This window comes from Bacillus sp. GbtcB14 (assembly GCF_019091205.1).
Taxonomy (GTDB): Bacteria; Bacillota; Bacilli; order Bacillales; family Bacillaceae_G; genus Bacillus_A; species Bacillus_A cereus_AG.
In genome coordinates, this window is the sequence record NZ_JAGXJT010000007.1 from 161039 (window position 1) to 183159 (window position 22121).

The following is a 22121-nucleotide window of genomic DNA, read 5'->3' on the forward strand; positions in this document are numbered from 1 at the left end:
CTTTCATTATAACTAAATTCTTTCACTTCTTCATATGCTTGTTAGTAAAGTGAAACTTCCTTTCATTCGAAGGGGATAATTTATAAGTATAGGAGGATTAATAAATGAAGGTTTTATTCGTTTGTTCTGGAGGGATGTCCAGTGCAATTGTTGTAAACGCTTTAAAAAAAGAGGCGGAGAAAAAAGGGATAAACATAGAAGTCCATGCGATTGGAACAAATGAGGTGGAAGAAGAAGTGAAGAATGGTTGGGATGTTGTAATGGTTGCACCTCAAATTAGACACCGATTTGACTCTGTAAAAAAATTTGCAGAAGCGGAATCTATCCCGTGCGGTATCATACCGCCGCAAGCATATACGCCGCTTGGTGGACCGACTTTATTAAAAACTGTAAATGATTTAATTCGTTAGGGGGAAGCGTTATGAATAAGTTTGTCACGTTTCTTGATAAAAACTTATCTGGACCGATGGCAAGGCTTTCTGAGCAAAGGCATTTACAAGCAATCCGTGATGGAGTTATTTCGGCGTTACCATTTATTATAGTAGGGAGTTTCTTTTTAATCGTAGCATTTCCACCATTACCGAAAGATAGTTTCATATCCGTTTGGGCATTAAAAAATCAAACAAGTATATTAATACCATATCGTTTAACGATGTTTATTATGTCTTTATATATAGCGTTTGGAATAGGATATAATTTAGCGAAAAGTTATAAGTTAGATGCTTTATCGGGAGCTCAGCTTGCAGTATGTTCACTGCTATTAACATTAACTCCTGAATTAATTGATAAAAAAGGATTTATGCTTCCGATGACAAATCTAGGAGGTCATGGATTATTCGTGACGATGATTGTTTCTATTTTATCCGTAGAGATTTTAAGGTTTTGTAAGACGAAAAATGTAATGATTAAAATGCCAGAACAAGTACCGCCATCTGTGTCGCGTTCATTTGAAGCACTTATACCTGCTGCATTCGTTATTATTATAATGAGTCTAGTAACTGTCGTTTTTAACATTGATTTACACCATGTTGTTGATAAATTAGCAGCACCATTAGTAAAAGCTGGGGATAGTTACTTCGGTGTAATCATTCCAGTGTTTTTAATTACGTTTTTTTGGTCATTTGGAATCCATGGTGTGTCGGTTGTTGGAACTGTTGCTCGGCCATTATGGGAAGTATACCTAGGGAAAAATGGCGAAGCAGTTGCTAGTGGAGCTGATCAGTTGCCATTCATTTCACCAGAGCCGTTATATCAATGGTTTATATGGATTGGCGGTTCTGGTGCGACATTAGGGCTTGTATTAGCTATGATTGTATTTGGTCGATCAAAATATTCGAAAGCATTATCAAGAACTTGTATTGTTCCGGGTATTTTTAATATTAATGAACCAGTGATATTCGGATTACCGATTGTACTAAATCCAATTTTAATTATCCCATTTATCATTACACCACTTGTAACAGCAACTGTTGCATATTCAGCAACTGCAATGGGATTTGTAACGCCAACACATATTATGCCACCGTGGACATTACCAGCTCCAATTGGTGCGTATTTAGCTACAGGCGGAGATTGGCGTGCAATTGTATTAGTTTTCATAAATATAGCAATATCATTCCTTATTTATCTACCATTCTTTAAAATGTACGACAAAAATATGCTTGAAATTGAAAAGAATGGAGACGGAGAATCTGTTAATCTGTGATTTTTATACTGTATTTATGAGTGATAGGTATTTTGCCTATCACTTCTTTCACATGAAGTCCAGAGAGGGTGAAATGGAATGAATATAAAATTTAGTTATAAAGGTGTATTTTTATTCCTATTTGGAGTGATATGTGCGAATTTACTATTTGTACCTTTATTAAGAATGTTAAATCTATCACAAATGCATAGTATATGGCTCGTTACAAGCATTGCGGCAAGTATTTTGCTTACAGTAGTTGTTTCTTTCATTGATGGGTCGTTTACATCAAAAGTGCAGCTGTTTTTTAGATTTATAATATTTTCAATTGGCTGTACGTTTGTAACTTACATGATTGTTTTTTAGTAAATAGGAGGTTATGCATGTTATGTATATTGCAGGGGTAATGTCCGGTACTTCGTTAGACGGAATAGATGTAGCACTCGTTCATATAGAAGGAAGCGGTGTAGGTTCTAAAGTTGAACTCATCCATTTTACTACTGTGCCATTTTATAATGATATGAAAAATGAGATCCAGCAGGCATTATCAATAGAAAATTCAAATGTCCAACTCATATGCAGTTTAAATTTCAAACTCGGTTTATGTTTCGCCAATGCTGTAAAGGAAGTTTGTAAAGAGGCCAATTTTCCTTTGGGACAATTAGATTTAATTGGTTCTCACGGACAAACGATTTATCATCAGCCAAAGCAAGATGGTACTATGATTCCTTCCACATTACAAATTGGAGAACCAGCAGTTATAGCGTATGAAACGAAAACGACGGTTATCTCTAATTTTCGAACGATGGATATGGCAGCAGGAGGACAAGGTGCACCACTTGTACCATATTCAGAGATTATTTTGTATCGTCACCATACTAAAAATAGACTACTACAAAATATTGGCGGGATTGGTAATGTTACTGTAATACCAAGTCAACTAAGTGAGAAGAGCGTTATAGCATTTGATACAGGTCCAGGTAATATGGTAATGGATGAAGTATGTCAAAGGTTATTTCAGTTGCCGTATGATCACAATGGTAAGGTTGCAAAACAGGGAGTAGTTGTAGAAGAAATTTTGATATATTGTATGAATCATCCATTTTTGAAAATGAATCCACCGAAATCAACTGGTAGAGAACAGTTTGGAGAAGAATTTGTATGTGAATTATTGAAGCGGTTTGAAAAGCATAGTAAAGAAAATATATTGACGACTGTCACGATGTTTACAGCAAGTTCAATTGTTTATCATTATAAGGAGTTTATTTTGCCGTATTATGAAATCGATGAGGTAATTTTAGGCGGTGGGGGCAGTTATAATCGTACACTTGTTGAAATGATACGGAATGGATTAAAGGAAGAAAAGTGCGCAATATTCATCCAAGAAGATATAGGCTATTCTTCAGAGGCGAAGGAAGCAATCGCCTTTGCCATTTTAGCAAACGAAACACATCATCGTAATCCGAGTAATGTGCCGAGCGCAACAGGTGCAAAACAATCTGTAGTTTTAGGGAACATAACATTCCCTCCAATTTGAAGAGAATGAGGCGAACGTATGAAGTATATGATCGGAATAGACGGCGGGGGAACGAAGACAGAAGCAATTGCATTTGATAAAGAGGGAAATGGACTTGTAAGAGCTACAAGTGGTTTTGGGAATATATTAATAGATTTTGAAGAAGCTTTTGTGCATATTATGGAAGTGATTGATCAATGCCAGAAAGGGTTATTAAATGGGCATTGCGTTTGTATTTGTTTAGGATTAGCGGGTGTAAGTGGAGCAAATACAAATGAATTAACATTACGGTTAAAAAAGAAGTACGGAACTCAAATTAAAGTTTTAAATGACGCAATGATTGCACATGCAGCTACTTTAAAAGGGAAGGATGGAATTTTAACGATTGGCGGTACAGGTGCAATTTGTATTGGAAAGAAAGAAGAAGTGTACGAGTATAGTGGTGGATGGGGACATATTTTAGGAGATGAAGGAAGCGGATATTGGATTGCGTTACAAGGTTTAAAGAGAATGGCAAATCAATTTGATCAAGGAATGGGACTTTGTCAATTAAGCTTAAGGATGCAAGATCGATTTCAACTTTTAACATCGTCTCATATAAAACAACTAGTATACAGTTCTTCAAAAGATAAAGTTGCAGCAATTGCACCATTCATTATTGAGGAAGCGAGGAATGGGAATGATGACGCACATGAAATTATTTTGCAAGCGGCTAAGGAATTAACGAGAATTACGGTGAATATATACAATAAGATGCAGTTTGATGTATCAACTTCAATTGCAGTAAGTGGTAGCATACTACGTTTCGTTCCTGAAATATATAATGAATTTAAGAAATGCTGTGAGAAGAGTATAGGAGAAGTTACATTTGTATCACAATCAGAATCAGCAGTGAAAGGAACATATTATTTAATGAAGAATATATATTTTTAAAAATAGCTGTATGAGAATTTTTGTATGATTTGTAAATATATGATGTTAAAATGTATAAAGGGATGTAAAGTAAGAAAAGTACAATATACATGGTCATTGAATATTGTATAAGTACTCCCATGTAGAAAGTGAATGATTTCATGATTAATAGTATACAATTTTTGTATTTGGTAGCTTCTTATTTATTTGGAAACATATTGACCGCTTATATAGTAACAAAATGGAGACATAACGTTGATATTCGAGATGAAGGAAGCGGTAATCCTGGCGCAAGAAATATGGGGCGCGTATATGGAAAAGGGTATTTCATTGCTACATTTTTAGGTGATGCAATCAAAGGAGCAATCGTAGTTTCTATTGCAAAATACCTTTTTGAAGATTCTACATTCATAATGTTAGCTTTATTGGCTGTTTTACTTGGACATATTTACCCAATTTTATTTAAAGGCAAGGGCGGAAAAGGCATATCCACTTTTATTGGAGGATTAATCGCATTTGATTATTTGATAGCGCTTACTCTTGTTGTTGTTTTCATTATATTTTATTTGATTTTTAAAGGATTTACTAAGCCAGGCTTAATTACAATCGCTTGTTTACCGGTTTGCATGATTTTGTATTCTTACTCTATTGTTACGATTATTTTAAGTGCTCTTATCATTGTACTTATTTTATATGTAAATCGAGAATGAAATGAATTTTTAATAAGTGGAGTTAACCTCCACTTATAATTTTTATTAAATACATAAAGGAGATAAGGCATGGGGTTAGTTTATAAAGTTGCTGATCAAGCTTGGGAATTTGAACGTATACATAAATTGAATTATAAAACATTTGTAGAAGAAATTCCGCAACATGAAGAAACGAAAGAGCGTGTTCGTATAGATCGTTTCCATGAAGAAAATACATATTTAATTTGTTTAGACGACAATAAAGTGGTAGGTATGGTTGCGTTGCGAGGAAAACGACCATTCTCGTTAGACTATAAAATTTCAAATCTAGATTTCTATTTTCAAGAACATGGAGAAAATGTATATGAAATTCGTTTGCTTTCAGTAGAACGTGCATATCGAAATGGAAGAGCATTGTTAGGTTTAATTCGCTTTTTACATCGTTATTTGCTTCTAAATGGATATGAATTGGCGCTCATTTCTGCTACAACTCGTGAACTACCTTTATATGAGCAAATGGGATTCAAATCTTTCCATACGTTAGTTGGAACAGAAGAAGCAGCCTTCCAGCCAATGTATGTTACCCCTGCTATGTTTGAAGCATCGAGTGTTGGGGGTATTATGACGAAGGAATATACGTTTTTACCTGGTCCAGTCGATATGGAAGAGAATGTTCGAAAGGCATTTTCTACTAAGTCTACTTCGCATCGTTCTAAGTCATTTCAAGTGACGATGGAAAATGTGAAAAAACGTTTACTGCAAATGACAAAAGCAAAACGTGTGCAAATCATGTTAGGAACAGGGACATTAGCGAATGATTCGATTGCTTTACAGTTATGTTCTTTAAAAGGGAAGGGACTAGTATTAACAAATGGAGAATTTGGTAATAGATTAGTTGGACATGCAACACGCGCGCAATTACATTTTGATACGTATAAAAAAGAATTGGGAGAACCGTTTATTTATACAGAATTAGAAAAAATAATGGAAACCGGAAATTATGAATGGCTTTGGTTTGTTCACCATGAAACGTCAACTGGAATGTTAAATGATTTAGACGGACTAAATACTCTTTGTAACAAGCGTCAAATGAAATTATGTGTAGATTGTATCAGTTCGATTGGAGCAATACCGATAAATTTAAAGGATGTATATTTTGCAAGCGGCGTTAGCGGAAAGGCAATTAAATCGTTTACTGGATTATCTTTCGTTTTTTATAATCACAATGTGAAAGTAAATGAGACATTACCGGCCTATATGGACATTGGTATGTACGAAGAAAATGAAAGTATTCCATATTCACATTCATGGAATTTAATGTATGCATTGCAAGAAGCATTAAAAAGATTCGAAGATGAAATGGCATTTGAAAAAATAAAAGAGACGTATGCATATATTGAACAAGCTATTACTACTATGAGTTTAAAACTTATTTCACCTAAAGAACATGCTGCGTCAATTATACTTACCATTCAATTACATAAAGGTCTTTCTTCTAAAGCGTTAGGAGATGCGTTAGCGTTACAAGGATATATCGTCCATTATGAATCAGCGTATTTACAAAAGAATAACTGGATCCAAATTGCATGCCTAAATCATTACAAAGAACGTGATATGAAGAGGATGTTGAATTGTTTGCAAATGTGTGTATTACAGAGTGAGGTACATATATAAAGACTTTTACATAATATACGTGGTTTCGTATAAAGGAGTTGCTACATACGAAAACTTAGGAATAGATCATTGGAAGAGGTGTTAGTATGATAACTAAAAAACTACCATTACATATAGCAGACATTAAAAAAGCTCAAAACATTCTAGATAGAAATGCTCGTAAAACGCCATTAGTAAAATCTTTTTATTTGACTAGTAAAACAGGCGGAGAAATTCACTTGAAATTAGAAAATATGCAATTAACGGGTTCGTTTAAATTCCGTGGTGCGTTTAATAAAATGTCACAGTTGACAGATCAAGAAAAAGAGAGAGGAATAATTGCTTGTTCCGCTGGTAATCATGCACAAGGGGTTGCTTTATCTGCTCATTTACTTGGCATTAAGAGTAAAATTGTGATGCCGATTTCTGCACCTCAGGCGAAAGTTGAAGCAACTAAAGGGTATGGATCTGAAGTGATTTTACATGGTGAAACCTTTGATGATGCGAAGGCAAAATGTGAGGAAATTATAAGGGAAACAGGTGAAACATACTTACATCCATATGATGATGTAGAGGTAATGGCTGGTCAAGGTACAATAGGATTAGACATTCTTGATGATATGTGGGATGTAGATACTGTTATTGTACCAATTGGTGGAGGCGGAATTATTTCTGGTATTGCTGTTGCATTAAAATCTTTTAATCCATCGATTAATATAATTGGCGTTCAAGCAGATAATGTTCATGGGATGAAGGCATCTTATGACAAAGGTACAATTGTAGAACATTATGAGGCACCTACTATAGCAGATGGTTGCGCGGTTAAAATACCAGGCAATTTAACTTTTGAAGTTGTAAAAGAATTAGTAGATGATATTGTAACAGTATCAGAAAGCGAATTAGAAGTAGCGATGAAAGACTTATTACAGCGTGGTAAAGCTGTTGTAGAAGGTGCAGGCGCATTAGCTACTGCTGCTCTACTCGCAGGGAAAGTGGATACATATATTAAAGGGAAAAAAGTAGTAGCGGTTATATCTGGTGGAAATGTAGACTTGCAGCGCATTTCAAGTGTTTGTGAGCAATTTTTTGTAGCAAATGAAGTGAAATAGTATTTTAAAAAGTAGTTTTATGAACGAGGAGCTAAGAGGAATGATCTTAGCTCTTATATTTTGTATATTGCGTAATACAAGTAGCATAATTCTTGTATTATTTGCCGTGTAAGGAATTATTCTAGTTAGTCACCTGTGTTTACATATTTCTATAATGTTAAAATAATTATTTCAATATAGTCGAAATGGAAACAGAAATTTAATATAATGGTTTTAACGTATGAATGAGCGGTTAGGAGGATAGGCCATGAATAAGGAAGAACAGGTCATGAACGGTTTCAGGGAATTATATAATAAGATAGTGTGGCTTAATAAGGATAAGATGGAAGAGGGTCTTAAAGGTTTTAAGTCTTCTGAAGTACATTGCATTGAATATATTGAAAACAATGCAGATTCTAACGTGACACAACTTGCAGAGGCTTTTTATGTGACTCGCGGTGCTATAAGTAGAATGACTAAGAAGCTCATACAAAAAGGCCTTATTGAAAGCTACCAAAAGTCGGAAAATAAGAAAGAAGTTTATTTTAGGCTTACTGAACAAGGGAAAGAAATTTATAAAATCCATGAAGACTTGCACAAAGAGTTTCAAGATCGGGATAAAGCTGTATTTGAGCAAGTAACTGAGGAAGAATTTGAAAGTATAATTAGCTTCGTGGAAAAGTATAGTAGGCATTTGGATGCAGAAATAAAGAAACAAGGTATACATATTAAGTCATAATACAGTTGAAGCATTCGGGTTTTTACGGGTAGTTAATCCCGAAAACTAACTTATTTTTCCGTTCATGCGGGATACATTTAAATAATAAAAAGGTAGCCTGTTCATAGTAAGGCTACCTTTTTATTATTGTATTTTTGTTGACGAAGCAACAAAATGTTTTAAGGAGAGAAGTTAAATGTCTATTTTTAGATCACAAAATGAAAGCGAAACTGAAAAAAACATAGATAAACATGCTTTAATATTCGGCCTTATTTCTGTATTTCTTTGTGGTATAGGTTTCAGCATCATTATGCCTGTAGTGCCATTCTTAGTGCAGCCTTATATAAGTAGTCCGGAAGAACAGGCTCTAGTTGTTACGCTACTGACCTCTGTTTATGCGGTTTGCGTGTTTTTTGCTGCTCCTGCACTCGGGGCTTTAAGCGATAAATATGGCCGTCGTCCATTACTTTTAATATGCCTTTTCGGTTCCGCAATCGGGTACTTAGTTTTTGGTATAGGAGGGGCCCTATGGGTACTATTTGCTGGACGCATAATAGAAGGTATTACAGGCGGGAGTATCAGTACAATTTTCGCATATTTTGCAGATATCATTCCGCCAGAACAGAGAACGAAATACTTTGGATGGGTAAGTGCGGTGGTAGGTGTAGGAACCATCATTGGCCCAACTCTTGGGGGATTACTTGCAAAGCTTGGTCATTCTGTACCTTTATATTTTGGAGCGCTCATAACTTTATTCAATGTATTATATGGGATGAAATATATGCCTGAGAGTCTTGACAAAAATAATAGGTTAAAAGAGATTACTTTTGTAAGGTTAAATCCTTTTGTACAACTTGCAAATATACTTTCTATGAAACACTTAAAATGGTTACTCGTCTCAGCGTTTTTACTTTGGATACCTAACGGATCTTTACAAGCAATTTTCACACAACTTACGATGGATACTTTTAGCTGGAAGCCTGCACTAATCGGACTTATGTTTTCAATTATGGGCTTTCAAGACATCATTTCACAAGCTTTTATAATGCCAAAGCTTGTGGGCAAGCTTAGTGATAAACAAATAGCAATACTTGGGATGGTTTCGGAGATTATTGGCTACAGTTTTATTGCAGCATCTGCTTTGTTTTCCCTATATCCTCTTTTAATCGTTGGGATGTTACTGTTTGGTTTTGGTGACTCGATTTTTGGGCCTTCATTCAATGGGATGCTCTCAAAGTCTGTCGATTCTAGTGAACAAGGAAGGATTCAAGGTGGAAGCCAATCTATTCAAGCTTTGGCAAGAATGATTGGTCCAATTATTGGAGGGCAAATTTATGTATCACTTGGTCATGCCGCACCTGCTTTTATGGGGATGATTCTTATAGTAGTTGCAATAGCAGTTTTGTATAGGGGCACGCATGCAACTGTATAAACTATCTGCACTATTATGGTCTTTCTTTATTTAAGAATGTCTCTATTGGAATCTTTCCTGAATGAATTGTATAACAGATAAATATAAGAACAAATAATAGGGTGTCAGAACTTAGGAACAAGTACTGGCACCCTATTTGTTTACGGCTCGAGAGCTAAGAAAAATTAAGAATGTATTCTGTAATGATCTCATGGTGAAGGTTAAATAGAACTATCAATAATTAAAGTTAGCTTTTTTGAAAGTAAAAAGCTAGGTAAATGACTAAATAGTTTAATTATGCTTGTGCTGAAGTAAATAATGACTCCATTTTTACTTTGCTCTTCTCTCGAATTTCAGCATCCGCATGGCGCATCACATATTTATGCGCTATAGCAATTGCTAAAACATCATCTAATAAGCCGATCCCAATAATAGCAGCTATATCTGGAATGAAATCAATTGTTAATACGTAATAAGATAAAGCGGCTAATATTATGAATTTCGCTTTAGTAGGTAATTCTTTCTTTTTCATTGTGTAGAATAAAATAATACTTTCATATACGCTGGATTTACCGAGGTTTACAGAGCTTTTTTTGAACTTTTTCCAAAGTGTCTGTTTCTCCATATAAACACTCCTTTTACAAAAACATCGATTTTTTAAAAGGATAGACAAAGAAGTAGGGAAATAATCAATTTTATTGTTTTTCTTATTGTATATTCCATAAAAATAGGGAATTACCTGTTCAAAATAATAGAATGTTGGTTATGTAATGACTCACATTGTTTTGTTACATAAGTATGTACAGTAAAATATATGTGGATGATGTATTTATTATTAAAAATTGAATAACGGGTATGGGGGAAGAAAAATGAAAATAATAGAACTACCAATTGAATTCGAATTTAACGGGGCAAGACAATGTATTTATCCAAGTTTAATTATATTACATAATGAATTAACGTTAGTCGATACAGGATATCCAAGTTTTTTACCTTTAATTGAAAATGCAATATTAAAACATGGATATGAGATGAAAAACTTAAAAAATATAATTATTACCCATTATGATGACGATCATATAGGATCTTTATATGATTTCAAAGTGAAATATCCTCACGTTAATATTATTGCTAGTGAAATTGAATCTAACTACATTAATGGTGATATAAAATCAGAGAGATTAGTTCAAGCTGAAGACATGTTACAACTTATGCCAGTTGAAGAGAAAGAATTTGGTGAGTGGTTTATACAACAATTAAAAAATATAAGACATATTTCTGTCGATGAAAAAGTATATAATGGCCAAATGCTTTTGAATGATGAATGTAAAATAATAGCAACGCCAGGACATACTTCGGGGCATATTTCATTATATTTTCCGAATTTAAACTGTGTAATTACGGGAGATGCAGCGGTTCAAGAGAATCGTGAGTTAGCAATAGCTAATCCGAATTTTTGTTTAGATATTGAAAAAGCGGAAGAGTCTTTAAAGAGGATTAAAAATCTTAAAGCCGTAAAGTATTATTGCTATCATGGAGGAAAACTTACTGTATAAAAATTTATATTTGTTCACGAATAATAAAGTCACTTCAAAAATAAAATAGATGTTTAAAAATAGTATTGAAGTAGTGTCTATTGTTCTCCTATCATTTTTAAAATACAATTAGATTAAAAGGGGAATTATATGCATAAATTGGTTATTATTGTATTTAGCCTTATACTAGGATTTATAACGTTCCAAATCCCTGTAGTATCGGAATGGATACAAAACTCAGTCTTTTGGTTAATTGTTATTATTTTATTGTCGTATTCATATAAAAATGATAACAGTGATAAGAAAGATAAAAATGCTGATTAAGAATACTATTTAAAATTTTTTTACTTGTGTTATCCCATTTTTAGGAGGAACACTCGTTATATAAAATAATAAAAACCCGATCTTTCTTATATCAAAAAGATCGGGTTTTTAATTCATAGATTCCGCAATTCTTATCAAATCAGTAACATTGTATTTTCTTTTTATGTATAGTTTGTTACCAATTGCAATTGTATATTGAAAACCATTCTTCTGAAAGATAAGTTCATATGCTAAATCAAAATGAGGATTATATAATGCTTTTATATTATTTTTTAAACTGTAGAACGTAGCGCCCCTATGTACATAGTAGCCTAATTTGTTTTGAACTGGTGAAACAGTGATTTTAAAAATCCCATTAATATCTTCATTGTAGTATTGGAGGTCTAAGTAATCGTTATAGATGTACCCTTGAAATTCGTGAATTTCGAACGGGAATTTTGTAGGAGTAAGTATATGTTCCTTACACTTCATTTCATATTCTTTTACGATAGTAGCTTCTTTCATAAGTGGATTGGTTCCATTATAAATTTGATTAATGCGAGATATTTTATTGTTTTTTGTTACTATTTCTAAAATGAAACCGATAATAAATTCATCATTAGTGCCTTTGAAATAAGAAAGAAGAATTGTAGTATCTTCTTTAGGAGATGGTATGATTTTAATTTCATGAATAGGTTTTTCCTTTTGGAAAGCAGGTAGTTCAACTCCTTCTGTTACATATGACTGCATTAATTTTTTATCATTTTTGAGTAAAGCATGTTTGAATTCACTGATTACATCTGTTTGAGATTTCGCCATTATAATTGTGGTGGATTGAAAATATAGTAAGAAAAATATGCAAAAAGTCTTTATGAATGTAGTAGTCAATTTTATCACCCTGTAACTATATTTCCGTAACATTGAAATATATATGTATAGGAGGGGAGAAGATGAGTTTATTGTTTGATGTAATAATGGCCATAATTACCTTTTATCCTCGAAATGACATGAAATTAAAACATCATATCGCAAAATTAAGTGAATTTGAGTGGTTTCGAAATTTACATGAAGATACAAAGTATACAAGTTTAATTTGGAGTAATAGAAAAATTAAGAAATTCATTTTGTCTTCTATTAATATGGAAGAATTAATAAAATCTGAGGAAAAACAAAAAGAATTTGTTCATCTAGTACACGATGAATATAAAAAAAGAAGATAAGAATTTTTTTATTTTTCATATTTGGCGAAACAAATGGTACAATGAAAGCTAATGTGAAAAATAAGGAAAAGAAGTGGTCTATTTGAAAAACTTTTTAGAATTAGGAATTAGTGAAACTTTTAATCATACATTACGTGAAAATGGAATTACAGAAGCAACACCAATTCAAGAGAAGGCAATTCCTGTTATTATGTCAGGTAAAGATATTATTGGGCAGGCGAAAACAGGAACGGGTAAAACGTTAGCATTCGTGTTACCGATTTTAGAAAAAATCGATCCAGAGTGTAGTGATGTTCAGGCTTTAATTGTTGCACCAACAAGGGAACTAGCACTGCAAATTACAACTGAAATTAAAAAAATGCTTGTTCAAAGAGAAGATATTAATGTACTAGCGATTTATGGCGGGCAAGATGTAGCACAACAATTGAGAAAGTTAAAAGGTAATACACATATTGTTGTAGCAACACCAGGACGATTATTAGATCACATACGACGTGAAACAATTGATTTAAGTAATCTTTCAACGATTGTACTAGATGAAGCGGATCAAATGCTTTATTTCGGTTTCTTATATGATATTGAAGATATTTTAGATGAGACACCTGGTAGTAAACAAACGATGTTATTCTCAGCAACGATGCCAAAAGATATTAAAAAATTGGCGAAGCGTTATATGGATGAGCCGCAAATGGTTCAAGTACAAAGTGAAGAAGTAACGGTAGATACAATTGAGCAGCGTGTCATTGAGACGACAGATCGTGCAAAGCCAGATGCACTTCGTTTTGTTATGGATCGTGATCAGCCATTTTTAGCAGTTATTTTCTGTCGTACAAAGGTTAGAGCAAGTAAGCTGTATGATGATTTAAAAGGACGAGGTTATAATTGTGCTGAACTTCATGGTGATATACCTCAAGCGAAACGTGAAAGAGTTATGAAGAGTTTCCGCGAAGCTAAAATTCAGTACTTAATTGCGACTGATGTAGCAGCTCGTGGACTTGATGTAGATGGTGTAACGCACGTATTTAACTTTGATATCCCTGAAGATGTAGAAAGTTATATTCACCGCATTGGCCGAACAGGACGTGCAGGTGGATCAGGTCTTGCAATTACATTCGTTGCAGCGAAAGATGAAAAACATCTAGAAGAAATTGAAAAAACGCTTGGTGCACCAATCCAAAGACAAATAATCGAACAACCGAAGATAAAACGTGTAGATGAAAATGGAAAACCGGTACCAAAGCCTGCTCCGAAAAAATCAGATCAATATCGTCAAAGAGATAGCCGTGAAGGTTCAAGAAGTGAATCAAGACGTGATTCGAGAAATAGCTCAAGAAGTGATTCAAGAAATAGTTCAAGAAATAGTTCAAGAAATAGTTCAAGAAATAGTTCAAGAAATGATAACAATCGATCATTCAATAAGCCAAGTAATAAACAAGGTAGTACAAAGCAAGGTCAGCAAAGACGTGGCCGTTAAATAGTTATTATTCTAAAAGAGTCGCAAAGTACTGCGGCTCTTTTTTTATACAACGAAGTCGATACAAGTACAAGGGGCATGCTATATAGTAATTCTTAAAATTTCATTCACCGTATTAATAATAATTTTAAAAATTCATAAAGGAAATAGAAAGTAGGGTGTTGTATATATACGATAATAGGAAACTTTTTACGAACGAAACATATAATTTAAATAGACCGACAGTCGGTCTGATGGGAAGGAGAACTTGAATGCGAATTGTAAAGGAGTATGAGGAGAGACGAAAGGAAATTTTAGAAACTGCTGAACGCTTATTTATTACGAAAGGTTATACGAAAACAACAGTAAATGACATTTTAAAAGAGATAGGGATAGCAAAGGGGACATTTTATCATTATTTTAAGTCGAAAGAGGAAGTAATGGATGAAATTATTATGAGGATTATTAAAGAAGATGTTGCTAAAGCGAAAGTAATCGTTTCTAACCCCAATATACCAGTATTAGAAAAGTTATTTCGAGTTTTGATGGAGCAATCGCCAAAATCAGGGAATGTAAAAGATAAAATGATTGAGCAATTTCATCAACCAAATAATGCAGAAATGCATCAAAAAAGTTTAGTACAATCCATTATACATTTATCTCCAGTATTAGCTGAAATTTTAGAGCAAGGAATTGAGGAAGGGATATTCTCTACTCTATACCCACAGGAAACAATTGAACTATTAATTTCCTCCGCGCAAGTTATATTTGATGAGGGGCTATTTCAGTGGAAACCGGAAAAAATGATGAGGAGAGCGAAAGCTTATATTAAAATGATGGAAGCATCTGTTGGAGCGAAAGAAGGGTCCTTTGATTATATGATTGAGGTTTTACTGAAACAGAAATAATGGTTTTCTGTTTGTTTATTATAGACCGACAGTCGGTCTGAATTTGAATGAAGGGTGTGATAAGGATGCCAGCAAGTATAAAATCTTCTATGAAAGATTTTCACTTAATGGTGAGTGGGCAAATTATTACTATTTTGGGTTCAACACTTTTACGTTTTGCTCTGTCATTATATGTGCTAGATATAACAGGCCGTGCCGATATATTCGCAGGATTATATGCGGTAACGAGTATTCCGTTTTTGCTAGCTCCTCTTGGCGGAGCGATAGCAGATCGTTTCAATCGCCGTAACTTAATGGTCATTTTTGATTTTATCAACGCTACGATTGTATTAAGCTTTATAGTTTTATTATTTACTGGATCGGTATCTATTCTATTGATTGGAACAATTATGTTTTTACTAGCAGTTATTAGTGCAATGTACTCACCAGTTGTAATGGCGAGTATTCCTCAATTAGTTCCAGAGAAAAAGTTAGAACAATCGAACGGTATCGTAAATGGTGTGCAAGCACTATCTAATATAGTTGCGCCTGTATTAGGTGGAATATTGTACGGCATAATTGGTTTGAAAATGCTCGTAATAATAAGTTGCTTCGCTTTCTTTTTATCTGCGATTTTAGAAATGTTTATTACAATACCTTTTATAAAAAGAGCGCAAGAAAGCCATATCATACCGACAATTGTAAAGGATATGAAAGAAGGGTTTATATATGTTTTAAAACAGCCATTTATTTTGAAGGCTATGTTACTTGCAGCTTTACTAAACTTGATTTTGACACCGTTATTTGTTGTTGGAGGACCTATTATTTTACGAGTAACTATGCAGAGTAGCAATACGATGTATGGAATTGGAATGGGGTTAATTGATTTTGCAACCATACTAGGTGCATTGTCAATCGGTTTCTTTGCTAAAAATTTACAGATGAAAACATTATATTATTGGATGTTTATTATAGCTCTATTAGTAATACCAGTAGCGTTATCAGTCACACCATTTATTCTTAATTTAGGACACTACCCACCATTTATCCTCTTTATACTTTCTTCTATTCTAATTGCAATGATCATGACAATTGTATCCATCTATGTAATTACTGTAGTCCAAAAGAAAACACCAAATGAAAATCTAGGAAAAGTAATGGCAATTATAACAGCGGTATCTCAATGTATGGCACCGATTGGGCAAGTTATTTATGGTTTTATGTTTGAAAAATTCAATATGAACATTTATTTACCTATATTAGCTATTAGTTTCATAATGATAATAATAGCGATAGTGACGAAGAAGATACTATGGAATGAAGGGAACTAGCTTCATATGATTAGAAGAATGTTAAAAAGAGATTTCTCTCAAAATAAAATGATAATTACCATTTTATTTATGTTTATCATGTTATCAAGTCTTTTAATGGCTAGTGCTTCAAGTAATGTTATAAATCTATTGAACTCGATGGATCGATTGTTTAAAGTATCAAACGCGCCGCACTTCGTACAAATGCATGCCGGAGAAATAAATCAACAATCAATCGATTTATTTGTAGCGAAAACCCCTTTTGTAAAAAAACAGCAAACGGCTGAGATGATTCAAATTGGCGGGTCTAACATTTTTATAAAGAAGAAAAGTGAAGCGGAACATAATAGTGTAATGGACATTAGCTTCGTTAAACAAAATAGTAAGTTTGATCTTTTATTAAATCTAAATAATGAAGTGGTCGATGTCAGGAAAGGGGAAATAGGTGTACCCATTTATTATATGCAAAAATATAATTTGCGTATTGGAGATAAAATATGGGTTGTTAAAAATAATAATGAACTAGAATTGACTATTTCGTCATTTGTTCGTGATGTTCAAATGAACCCATCAATCGTTAGTTCAAAACGATTTGTAATAAGTGATGAAGACTTCGAAAGAATAAAGGGGAATTTTGGAGAAAGTGAATATCTTATTGAATTTCAGCTAACAGATGTAAATAAAATAAATGAATTTGAACATCTATACGAATCATCGAACTTACCTCAAAAAGGCCCCTCTATTACGTATTCACTCTTTAAAACACTCAATTCATTAACAGATGGAATAATAGCTGCTGTGCTCATTATAATAAGTGCATTATTAATGTTAATCGCAATTTTATGTATTAGATTTACGATTATGACTTCAATGGAAGAAGATTATCGGGAGATAGGTGTTATGAAAGCTATCGGTATTACAAGTAAAGAGATTCAAAAATTATATGTAACAAAATATGTTGTTATTGCTGCTAGCGGATGTATATGTGGATATATACTTTCATTATTTGTTACAAAAATATTTACCTCTAATATCTCACTTTATATGGGGATAGCAGAAACAAGTATTTTACATTTTTCTGTGCCATTAATAGTCACAACTTTGTTATTTCTAGCCGTTATCCTTTTCTGTCGTATTATTTTGCGGAATTTCAGGAGAATTACAGCAATAGATGCTTTACGATCAAGAGATAATCTAGGAAAGAGGAAGGTAAAAAGTTCTTTTTCTCTCTCTCAAACTAAGATTACAAATGTAAATATATTTATTGGTATACAAGATGTAGTAAAACGATTTAAGTTATATCGCGTATTAAGTATCGTTTTAATCATAGCAGTGTTCATGATTGTTGTACCTGTTAACTTTTTGTATACGATTCAGTCGCCGAAGTTTGTTAATTATATGGGAACGGGGAAAAGTGATATTCGAATAGATTTACAGCAAACTGAAAATATAGAGAAACGATTTAAGGATGTAATTTCATATTTACGAAATGATGATGAAGTAGAAAAATATGCAGCATTTGTAACGAGTACATTTAAAATGGTGAACGCTGATGGTACACATGAAAACTTAAATGTGGAAGTGGGAGACTTCACTCAATTTCCAGTAGACTATATGCAAGGTATGGCACCAAAAAATGAAAATGAAATTGCCTTTTCTTATATGAACGCAAATGAATTAAAAAAGAATGTAGGGGATGAAATCGTTTTATTTGTAGAAGGAAAAGAAAGGGTACTAACGATTAGTGGGATATATCAAGATGTAACAAATGGCGGGAAAACAGCTAAAGCCAGCTTCCCTTATAATAGCGAAAATATATTATGGTATGTAGTAAATGTAGATATAAAGCCTACTGTGAATTTACAAGAAAAAGTGAAGGAGTATAAACATAATTTTAGTTCTGCAAAAATAACAGATACAGATGATTATTTAACGCAAACTTTAGGAGAGACAATTAAACAATTAAGATTCGTGACTCAAGTGGCAATTTTAATTGCAATATTGATATCAGTTTTAATTACTGCAATGTTTTTTAAAATGTTATTGGCAAAAGACTCTTCGCAAATATTAATTATGAAAAGTATAGGCTTTTCTTACAAAGATATTCGTATACAGTATATAACTCGTTCTATTGTCATTGTATTAATAGGCATTGTAACAGGGACATTACTAGCTGCTACGTTTGGTGAAATGTTAGTAAGTCGGTTAGGCTCATTTATGGGAGCGGCTCATATAAAGTTTGTCGTAAACCCTATCATTTCTTATATAATATGTCCAGCTATTTTATTTATATCTGTGACTGCAACAACACTTTTCAGTAGTTTTACTATGAAACAAACAAACGAATTAAAACGAAATGGAGAGTAGGGGTTGTAACGTGAAAAAAATTTTAGAAGTAAAGCAGTTAAACAAAACATATTCAATAGATGGAAACGCAAATTATCACGTGCTAAAAAATATAGATTTAGAGATTTATGAAGGAGAATTTGTATCGGTCATGGGCCCTTCTGGTTCTGGGAAATCAACGTTACTATATAATATTAGTGGAATGGATCAAATGTCATCAGGAAGTGTGAAAGTTGATAATAAAGAAATATCATGCATGAAAGAAGAAGTGTTAGCCAAATTGCGCCTTACTGAAATAGGATTTATTTTTCAACAGAGCAACCTTCTTAGAAACTTGAATCTATTTGATAATATCATCTTGTCAGCATATTTAGCGAAATGTGAGAGTAAGAAAATAGTAAATAAACGTGCTCTGGAGCTCATGGGGAAAATGGGGATAAGTGATATAGCATCCCATTATATAACCGAAGCATCTGGAGGGCAATTACAAAGAGTTTCTATTTGTAGAGCACTCATCAATAATCCAAATGTTATTTTTGCTGATGAGCCAACTGGTGCTCTAAATTTAAAATCAACAGTAGAGGTAATGCAAATATTATTAAATATTAATCGTGATGGAACGACTATTATGTTAGTGACTCATGATGTAAAAGTAGCAGCGAAAACAGAAAGAGTTCTTTTTATGGCGGACGGAGAAATTGTTAGTGAAATACAGTTAGGTAAGCTTAGGAACGATGATTTAAAGGCGCGAGAAGAGAAGTTGTTAAACTGGTTAGCTATACTTGGATTTTAAAGAAAGAACTCCTATTGAATGTAGGAGTTCTTTCTTTGTTTGTTTGAAAGTTCAAAAAGATATATAATAATTTTCTGACTATTAGAATTTGGAGGGCTACAAATGAAAAATGAAACGTTGCACACGCAAGAAGATATTATTAAAATGCTTGATTCATTATTAAGATCTGCAGAACCATTTTGGAATGAATTTTATGCGAATAGAGAAAAAGATGTTCCGTTTTTTGAAAATGTTCCAGATGAAAATCTAGTTTCATATATAGAAACAGGATGGGTTTCCAAAGGGAAAGTGCTGGAGCTTGGATGTGGTCCAGGAAGAAATGGTATTTATTTAGCGACTGAAGGGTTTGATGTAACCGCAGTGGATTTATCTATAGAGGGCATTAATTGGGCGAAAGAGAGGGCTTTAGCAAAAGGAATAGAAATTGATTTTATTTGTGATTCGATTTTTAATTTAGAGGTTCAAAACGAATTTGATTTTGTATACGATTCGGGCTGTTTGCATCACATTCCACCGCATAGAAGAATAAATTATGTGGATTTAATTAAAAACTCATTAAAATCGGGTGGTTATTTCGGATTAACATGTTTTGCAGCAGGCGATTTAGATGAGCGAAATGGATCAGAAATAACAGATTGGGACGTATATAGAGGATGGAGTCTACAAGGTGGTCTTGCATACTCGGAAGAAAAGTTAAGAGAGATATTTAAAGAATTTGAGGTAATTGAGATTAGAAGGATGAAACAAATAAAACAACCGAATGAAATGTTTGGAGAATCATTTCTTTGGACAGCATTATTTAAGAAGAAATAAGAAAGTAGATAATTGACAAACTCATCGTTTTTATAGACAATACACTTGTAGGAATGTACGTTCGGTTTTTTGCCGACTTATGTTTTACATAAATATATAACAAGGGGCTGTCTTCATATGAGTAACACAAATCAAAAAATTACTACGTTTTTAATGTTTGAAGGCAAAGCTGAGGAAGCGATGAATTTTTATACGTCGCTATTTGATCAATCGGAAATTGTAAGTATTTCTCGCTATGATGAAAATGGACCTGGTAAAGAGGGCTCTGTCATTCATGCGACTTTTACGTTAAATGGCCAAGAGTTTATGTGTATCGATAGTTATGTAAAGCATGATTTTACATTTACTCCAGCTATGTCTCTTTATGTAACCTGCGAGACGGAAGAAGAAATTGAAACGGTCTTTCATAAACTAGCGCAGGATGGAGCAATTCTTATGCCTCTAGGTGCCTATCCATTTAGTAAAAAATTTGGCTGGTTAAATGATAAGTATGGTGTGTCTTGGCAGTTAACGCTTGCTGAATAAAAAAGAAAAAGTGTAGCTTATTTGCTTAATGGATGCAGTTAAGAGCTTGAAAAATTAAATACTAATAAAGAAGGCGTTCCAACTTTCAACAGGTTTGGACGCCTTTTTTATTGGCATGTCATTTTGGAGATTGTTAATTAATATCGTTTATTCTAAATGAATTGAATAGTTATCGAATTTCTCGTTTGTTTAGAATTTTTAAACAGTTTCACTTGTTTATTTGTTAAAATAAATATAGACAACTATGTATTTACTATCTGGTAGGTTAATAGAAAAAGGGAATGTATACATAGCTAATAATCTTACAATTAAATTGCAACTATATCTTTAGGAGGAATAATCATAATGGATACGACACAACAAAACAGTAATGCATGGGATAAGAAGGTTGAAGAAGGGTCTAGATACACGAAGCCTGTAAGTAGTGAGGTTATTGAAAAAAGTAAATCAGGCGAATGGGAGATTACAGTGACTACGGAAAAAGTAGTTCCTAGAGATTGGTTTCCAAAGTCATTAGATGGATTAAAGATACTTTGCTTAACATCAGGTGGAGGACAACAAGCACCGGTTCTAGCTGCTGCTGGAGCAGATGTAACAGTTACTGATATATCTAAGAAGCAATTGGAACAAGATGAAAAGGTAGCACAGCGGGATGGTTTAACTTTAAAAACAGTACAAAGAGATATGTCAGACCTGAGTGATTTTGAGGAGGAATATTTTGATATTGTTGTAAATCCTGTTTCTAATTTGTTTGTAAAAGATATTCATCTTGTATGGAATGAAGTTTCCAGGGTTTTAAAGAATAAAGGCATTCTTATTTCTGGATTTACAAATCCGTTACTATGGATTTTTGATGATAACCAAGAACAAAAAGGTATTCTTGATGTTAAACATTCAATTCCTTCATCAACATTGGATTATTTACCAAAGGATGAAGTTCAAGATTACATCAATTCGAATCAAACAATAGAATATGCGCATACTCTAGAAGACCAAATTCAAGGCCAAATTGAAGCTGGTTTTGTTATAACAGGCTTTTATGAGGATGATTTTGGTGGAACAAGGATATTAGATAAGCATATTAAAACCTTTATTGCTACAAAAGCTATAAAGTTAAAGATGGATTAAGAATTTTGACTTGTCACAAGGGGTATTAGTCGAAGAAGGTTCTTAAAATAGTATACATAAGGAAAAGGATGGCGCTTTCCATCCTATTCCTTATGTATTTTGAGTGTCAAAACTATTCTCAAAACAAGTGTTACACT

The 22121-nt window shown here is 33.3% G+C and carries 23 protein-coding genes; 21 read left to right on the forward strand and 2 right to left on the reverse strand.

Translation table 11 applies throughout. From position 1 onward, the window contains the following. The first annotated feature begins 104 nt into the window (after nucleotides 1-104). The 10 genes from KVT31_RS21150 to KVT31_RS21195 all read left to right on the forward strand — a co-directional run bounded on the left by KVT31_RS21150 (nucleotide 105) and on the right by KVT31_RS21195 (nucleotide 9692). Nucleotides 105-410 (forward strand): PTS sugar transporter subunit IIB, encoded by a 306-nt coding sequence (locus KVT31_RS21150; RefSeq protein WP_217613622.1) that lies wholly within the window; start codon nucleotides 105-107, stop codon nucleotides 408-410. An 11-nt stretch (nucleotides 411-421) separates the two neighbouring features. Further along, nucleotides 422-1705, forward strand: a complete 1284-nt coding sequence (locus KVT31_RS21155) for a PTS sugar transporter subunit IIC (protein WP_217613623.1) — start codon at nucleotides 422-424, stop codon at nucleotides 1703-1705. A gap of 78 nt (nucleotides 1706-1783) precedes the next feature. After that, entirely contained in the window at nucleotides 1784-2050 is a 267-nt protein-coding gene (locus tag KVT31_RS21160) for a hypothetical protein (RefSeq protein WP_098342489.1), read from the forward strand. Nucleotides 2051-2072: 22 nt separating this feature from the next. Then, nucleotides 2073-3221, forward strand: a complete 1149-nt coding sequence (gene anmK, locus KVT31_RS21165; protein ID WP_217613624.1) for an anhydro-N-acetylmuramic acid kinase AnmK — start codon at nucleotides 2073-2075, stop codon at nucleotides 3219-3221. Between the two features lie 18 nt (nucleotides 3222-3239). Further along, nucleotides 3240-4133: a BadF/BadG/BcrA/BcrD ATPase family protein gene (locus tag KVT31_RS21170; RefSeq protein WP_217613625.1), complete on the forward strand. Its 894-nt coding sequence runs from the start codon at nucleotides 3240-3242 to the stop codon at nucleotides 4131-4133. 140 nt (nucleotides 4134-4273) lie between these two features. Then, nucleotides 4274-4822 (forward strand): glycerol-3-phosphate 1-O-acyltransferase PlsY, encoded by a 549-nt coding sequence (gene plsY / locus KVT31_RS21175; protein ID WP_098342486.1) that lies wholly within the window; start codon nucleotides 4274-4276, stop codon nucleotides 4820-4822. A gap of 69 nt (nucleotides 4823-4891) precedes the next feature. Beyond that, entirely contained in the window at nucleotides 4892-6475 is a 1584-nt protein-coding gene (locus KVT31_RS21180; protein ID WP_217613626.1) for an aminotransferase class V-fold PLP-dependent enzyme, read from the forward strand. A gap of 86 nt (nucleotides 6476-6561) precedes the next feature. Continuing rightward, nucleotides 6562-7563 (forward strand): bifunctional threonine ammonia-lyase/L-serine ammonia-lyase TdcB, encoded by a 1002-nt coding sequence (gene tdcB / locus KVT31_RS21185; protein WP_217613627.1) that lies wholly within the window; start codon nucleotides 6562-6564, stop codon nucleotides 7561-7563. Nucleotides 7564-7810: 247 nt separating this feature from the next. Continuing rightward, entirely contained in the window at nucleotides 7811-8281 is a 471-nt protein-coding gene (locus tag KVT31_RS21190) for a MarR family transcriptional regulator (protein ID WP_217613628.1), read from the forward strand. 175 nt (nucleotides 8282-8456) lie between these two features. Next, nucleotides 8457-9692 carry an MFS transporter gene (locus tag KVT31_RS21195; RefSeq protein ID WP_217613629.1) on the forward strand — a complete coding sequence of 412 codons (1236 nt, stop codon included), beginning with the start codon at nucleotides 8457-8459 and terminating at the stop codon, nucleotides 9690-9692. 274 nt (nucleotides 9693-9966) lie between these two features. Here KVT31_RS21195 and KVT31_RS21200 read toward each other — a convergent pair whose 3' ends face one another. After that, nucleotides 9967-10296 carry a YkvA family protein gene (locus KVT31_RS21200; protein WP_000415085.1) on the reverse strand — a complete coding sequence of 110 codons (330 nt, stop codon included), beginning with the start codon at nucleotides 10294-10296 and terminating at the stop codon, nucleotides 9967-9969. A 244-nt stretch (nucleotides 10297-10540) separates the two neighbouring features. On the opposite strand from KVT31_RS21200, the gene KVT31_RS21205 reads away from it, so the two are divergent. Next, complete coding sequence (locus KVT31_RS21205; RefSeq protein ID WP_217613630.1) at nucleotides 10541-11227, forward strand: MBL fold metallo-hydrolase; 687 nt, start codon at nucleotides 10541-10543, stop codon at nucleotides 11225-11227. A 129-nt stretch (nucleotides 11228-11356) separates the two neighbouring features. Next, nucleotides 11357-11530, forward strand: coding sequence for a hypothetical protein (locus tag KVT31_RS21210; RefSeq protein ID WP_217613631.1), 174 nt, complete (start codon nucleotides 11357-11359; stop codon nucleotides 11528-11530). Between the two features lie 108 nt (nucleotides 11531-11638). Here KVT31_RS21210 and KVT31_RS21215 read toward each other — a convergent pair whose 3' ends face one another. Then, nucleotides 11639-12430 (reverse strand): hypothetical protein, encoded by a 792-nt coding sequence (locus KVT31_RS21215; protein ID WP_098342480.1) that lies wholly within the window; start codon nucleotides 12428-12430, stop codon nucleotides 11639-11641. A gap of 29 nt (nucleotides 12431-12459) precedes the next feature. Between KVT31_RS21215 and KVT31_RS21220 the strand changes: the two genes are divergently transcribed. From KVT31_RS21220 to KVT31_RS21260, 9 genes are all read left to right on the forward strand, one after another. Then, the gene (locus KVT31_RS21220) at nucleotides 12460-12729 is read left to right on the forward strand and encodes a hypothetical protein (protein ID WP_098342479.1); all 270 of its coding nucleotides are present in this window, start codon (nucleotides 12460-12462) and stop codon (nucleotides 12727-12729) included. A gap of 73 nt (nucleotides 12730-12802) precedes the next feature. Continuing rightward, a complete protein-coding gene (locus KVT31_RS21225) occupies nucleotides 12803-14203 on the forward strand; it encodes a DEAD/DEAH box helicase (protein ID WP_217613632.1) in 1401 nt (466 codons plus the stop codon). 251 nt (nucleotides 14204-14454) lie between these two features. Beyond that, the gene (locus KVT31_RS21230; protein ID WP_098342477.1) at nucleotides 14455-15090 is read left to right on the forward strand and encodes a TetR/AcrR family transcriptional regulator; all 636 of its coding nucleotides are present in this window, start codon (nucleotides 14455-14457) and stop codon (nucleotides 15088-15090) included. 65 nt (nucleotides 15091-15155) lie between these two features. After that, nucleotides 15156-16400 carry an MFS transporter gene (locus tag KVT31_RS21235; RefSeq protein WP_253601427.1) on the forward strand — a complete coding sequence of 415 codons (1245 nt, stop codon included), beginning with the start codon at nucleotides 15156-15158 and terminating at the stop codon, nucleotides 16398-16400. Between the two features lie 6 nt (nucleotides 16401-16406). After that, nucleotides 16407-18746 (forward strand): ABC transporter permease, encoded by a 2340-nt coding sequence (locus tag KVT31_RS21240; protein ID WP_098342475.1) that lies wholly within the window; start codon nucleotides 16407-16409, stop codon nucleotides 18744-18746. Nucleotides 18747-18756: 10 nt separating this feature from the next. After that, nucleotides 18757-19518, forward strand: coding sequence for an ABC transporter ATP-binding protein (locus tag KVT31_RS21245; RefSeq protein WP_141532582.1), 762 nt, complete (start codon nucleotides 18757-18759; stop codon nucleotides 19516-19518). Nucleotides 19519-19620: 102 nt separating this feature from the next. Beyond that, nucleotides 19621-20331: a class I SAM-dependent methyltransferase gene (locus KVT31_RS21250; RefSeq protein WP_217613633.1), complete on the forward strand. Its 711-nt coding sequence runs from the start codon at nucleotides 19621-19623 to the stop codon at nucleotides 20329-20331. Nucleotides 20332-20448: 117 nt separating this feature from the next. Continuing rightward, nucleotides 20449-20856, forward strand: a complete 408-nt coding sequence (locus tag KVT31_RS21255) for a VOC family protein (protein WP_098342472.1) — start codon at nucleotides 20449-20451, stop codon at nucleotides 20854-20856. A 345-nt stretch (nucleotides 20857-21201) separates the two neighbouring features. Then, nucleotides 21202-21984 (forward strand): class I SAM-dependent methyltransferase, encoded by a 783-nt coding sequence (locus KVT31_RS21260; protein WP_217613634.1) that lies wholly within the window; start codon nucleotides 21202-21204, stop codon nucleotides 21982-21984. Nucleotides 21985-22121: the final 137 nt, after the last annotated feature.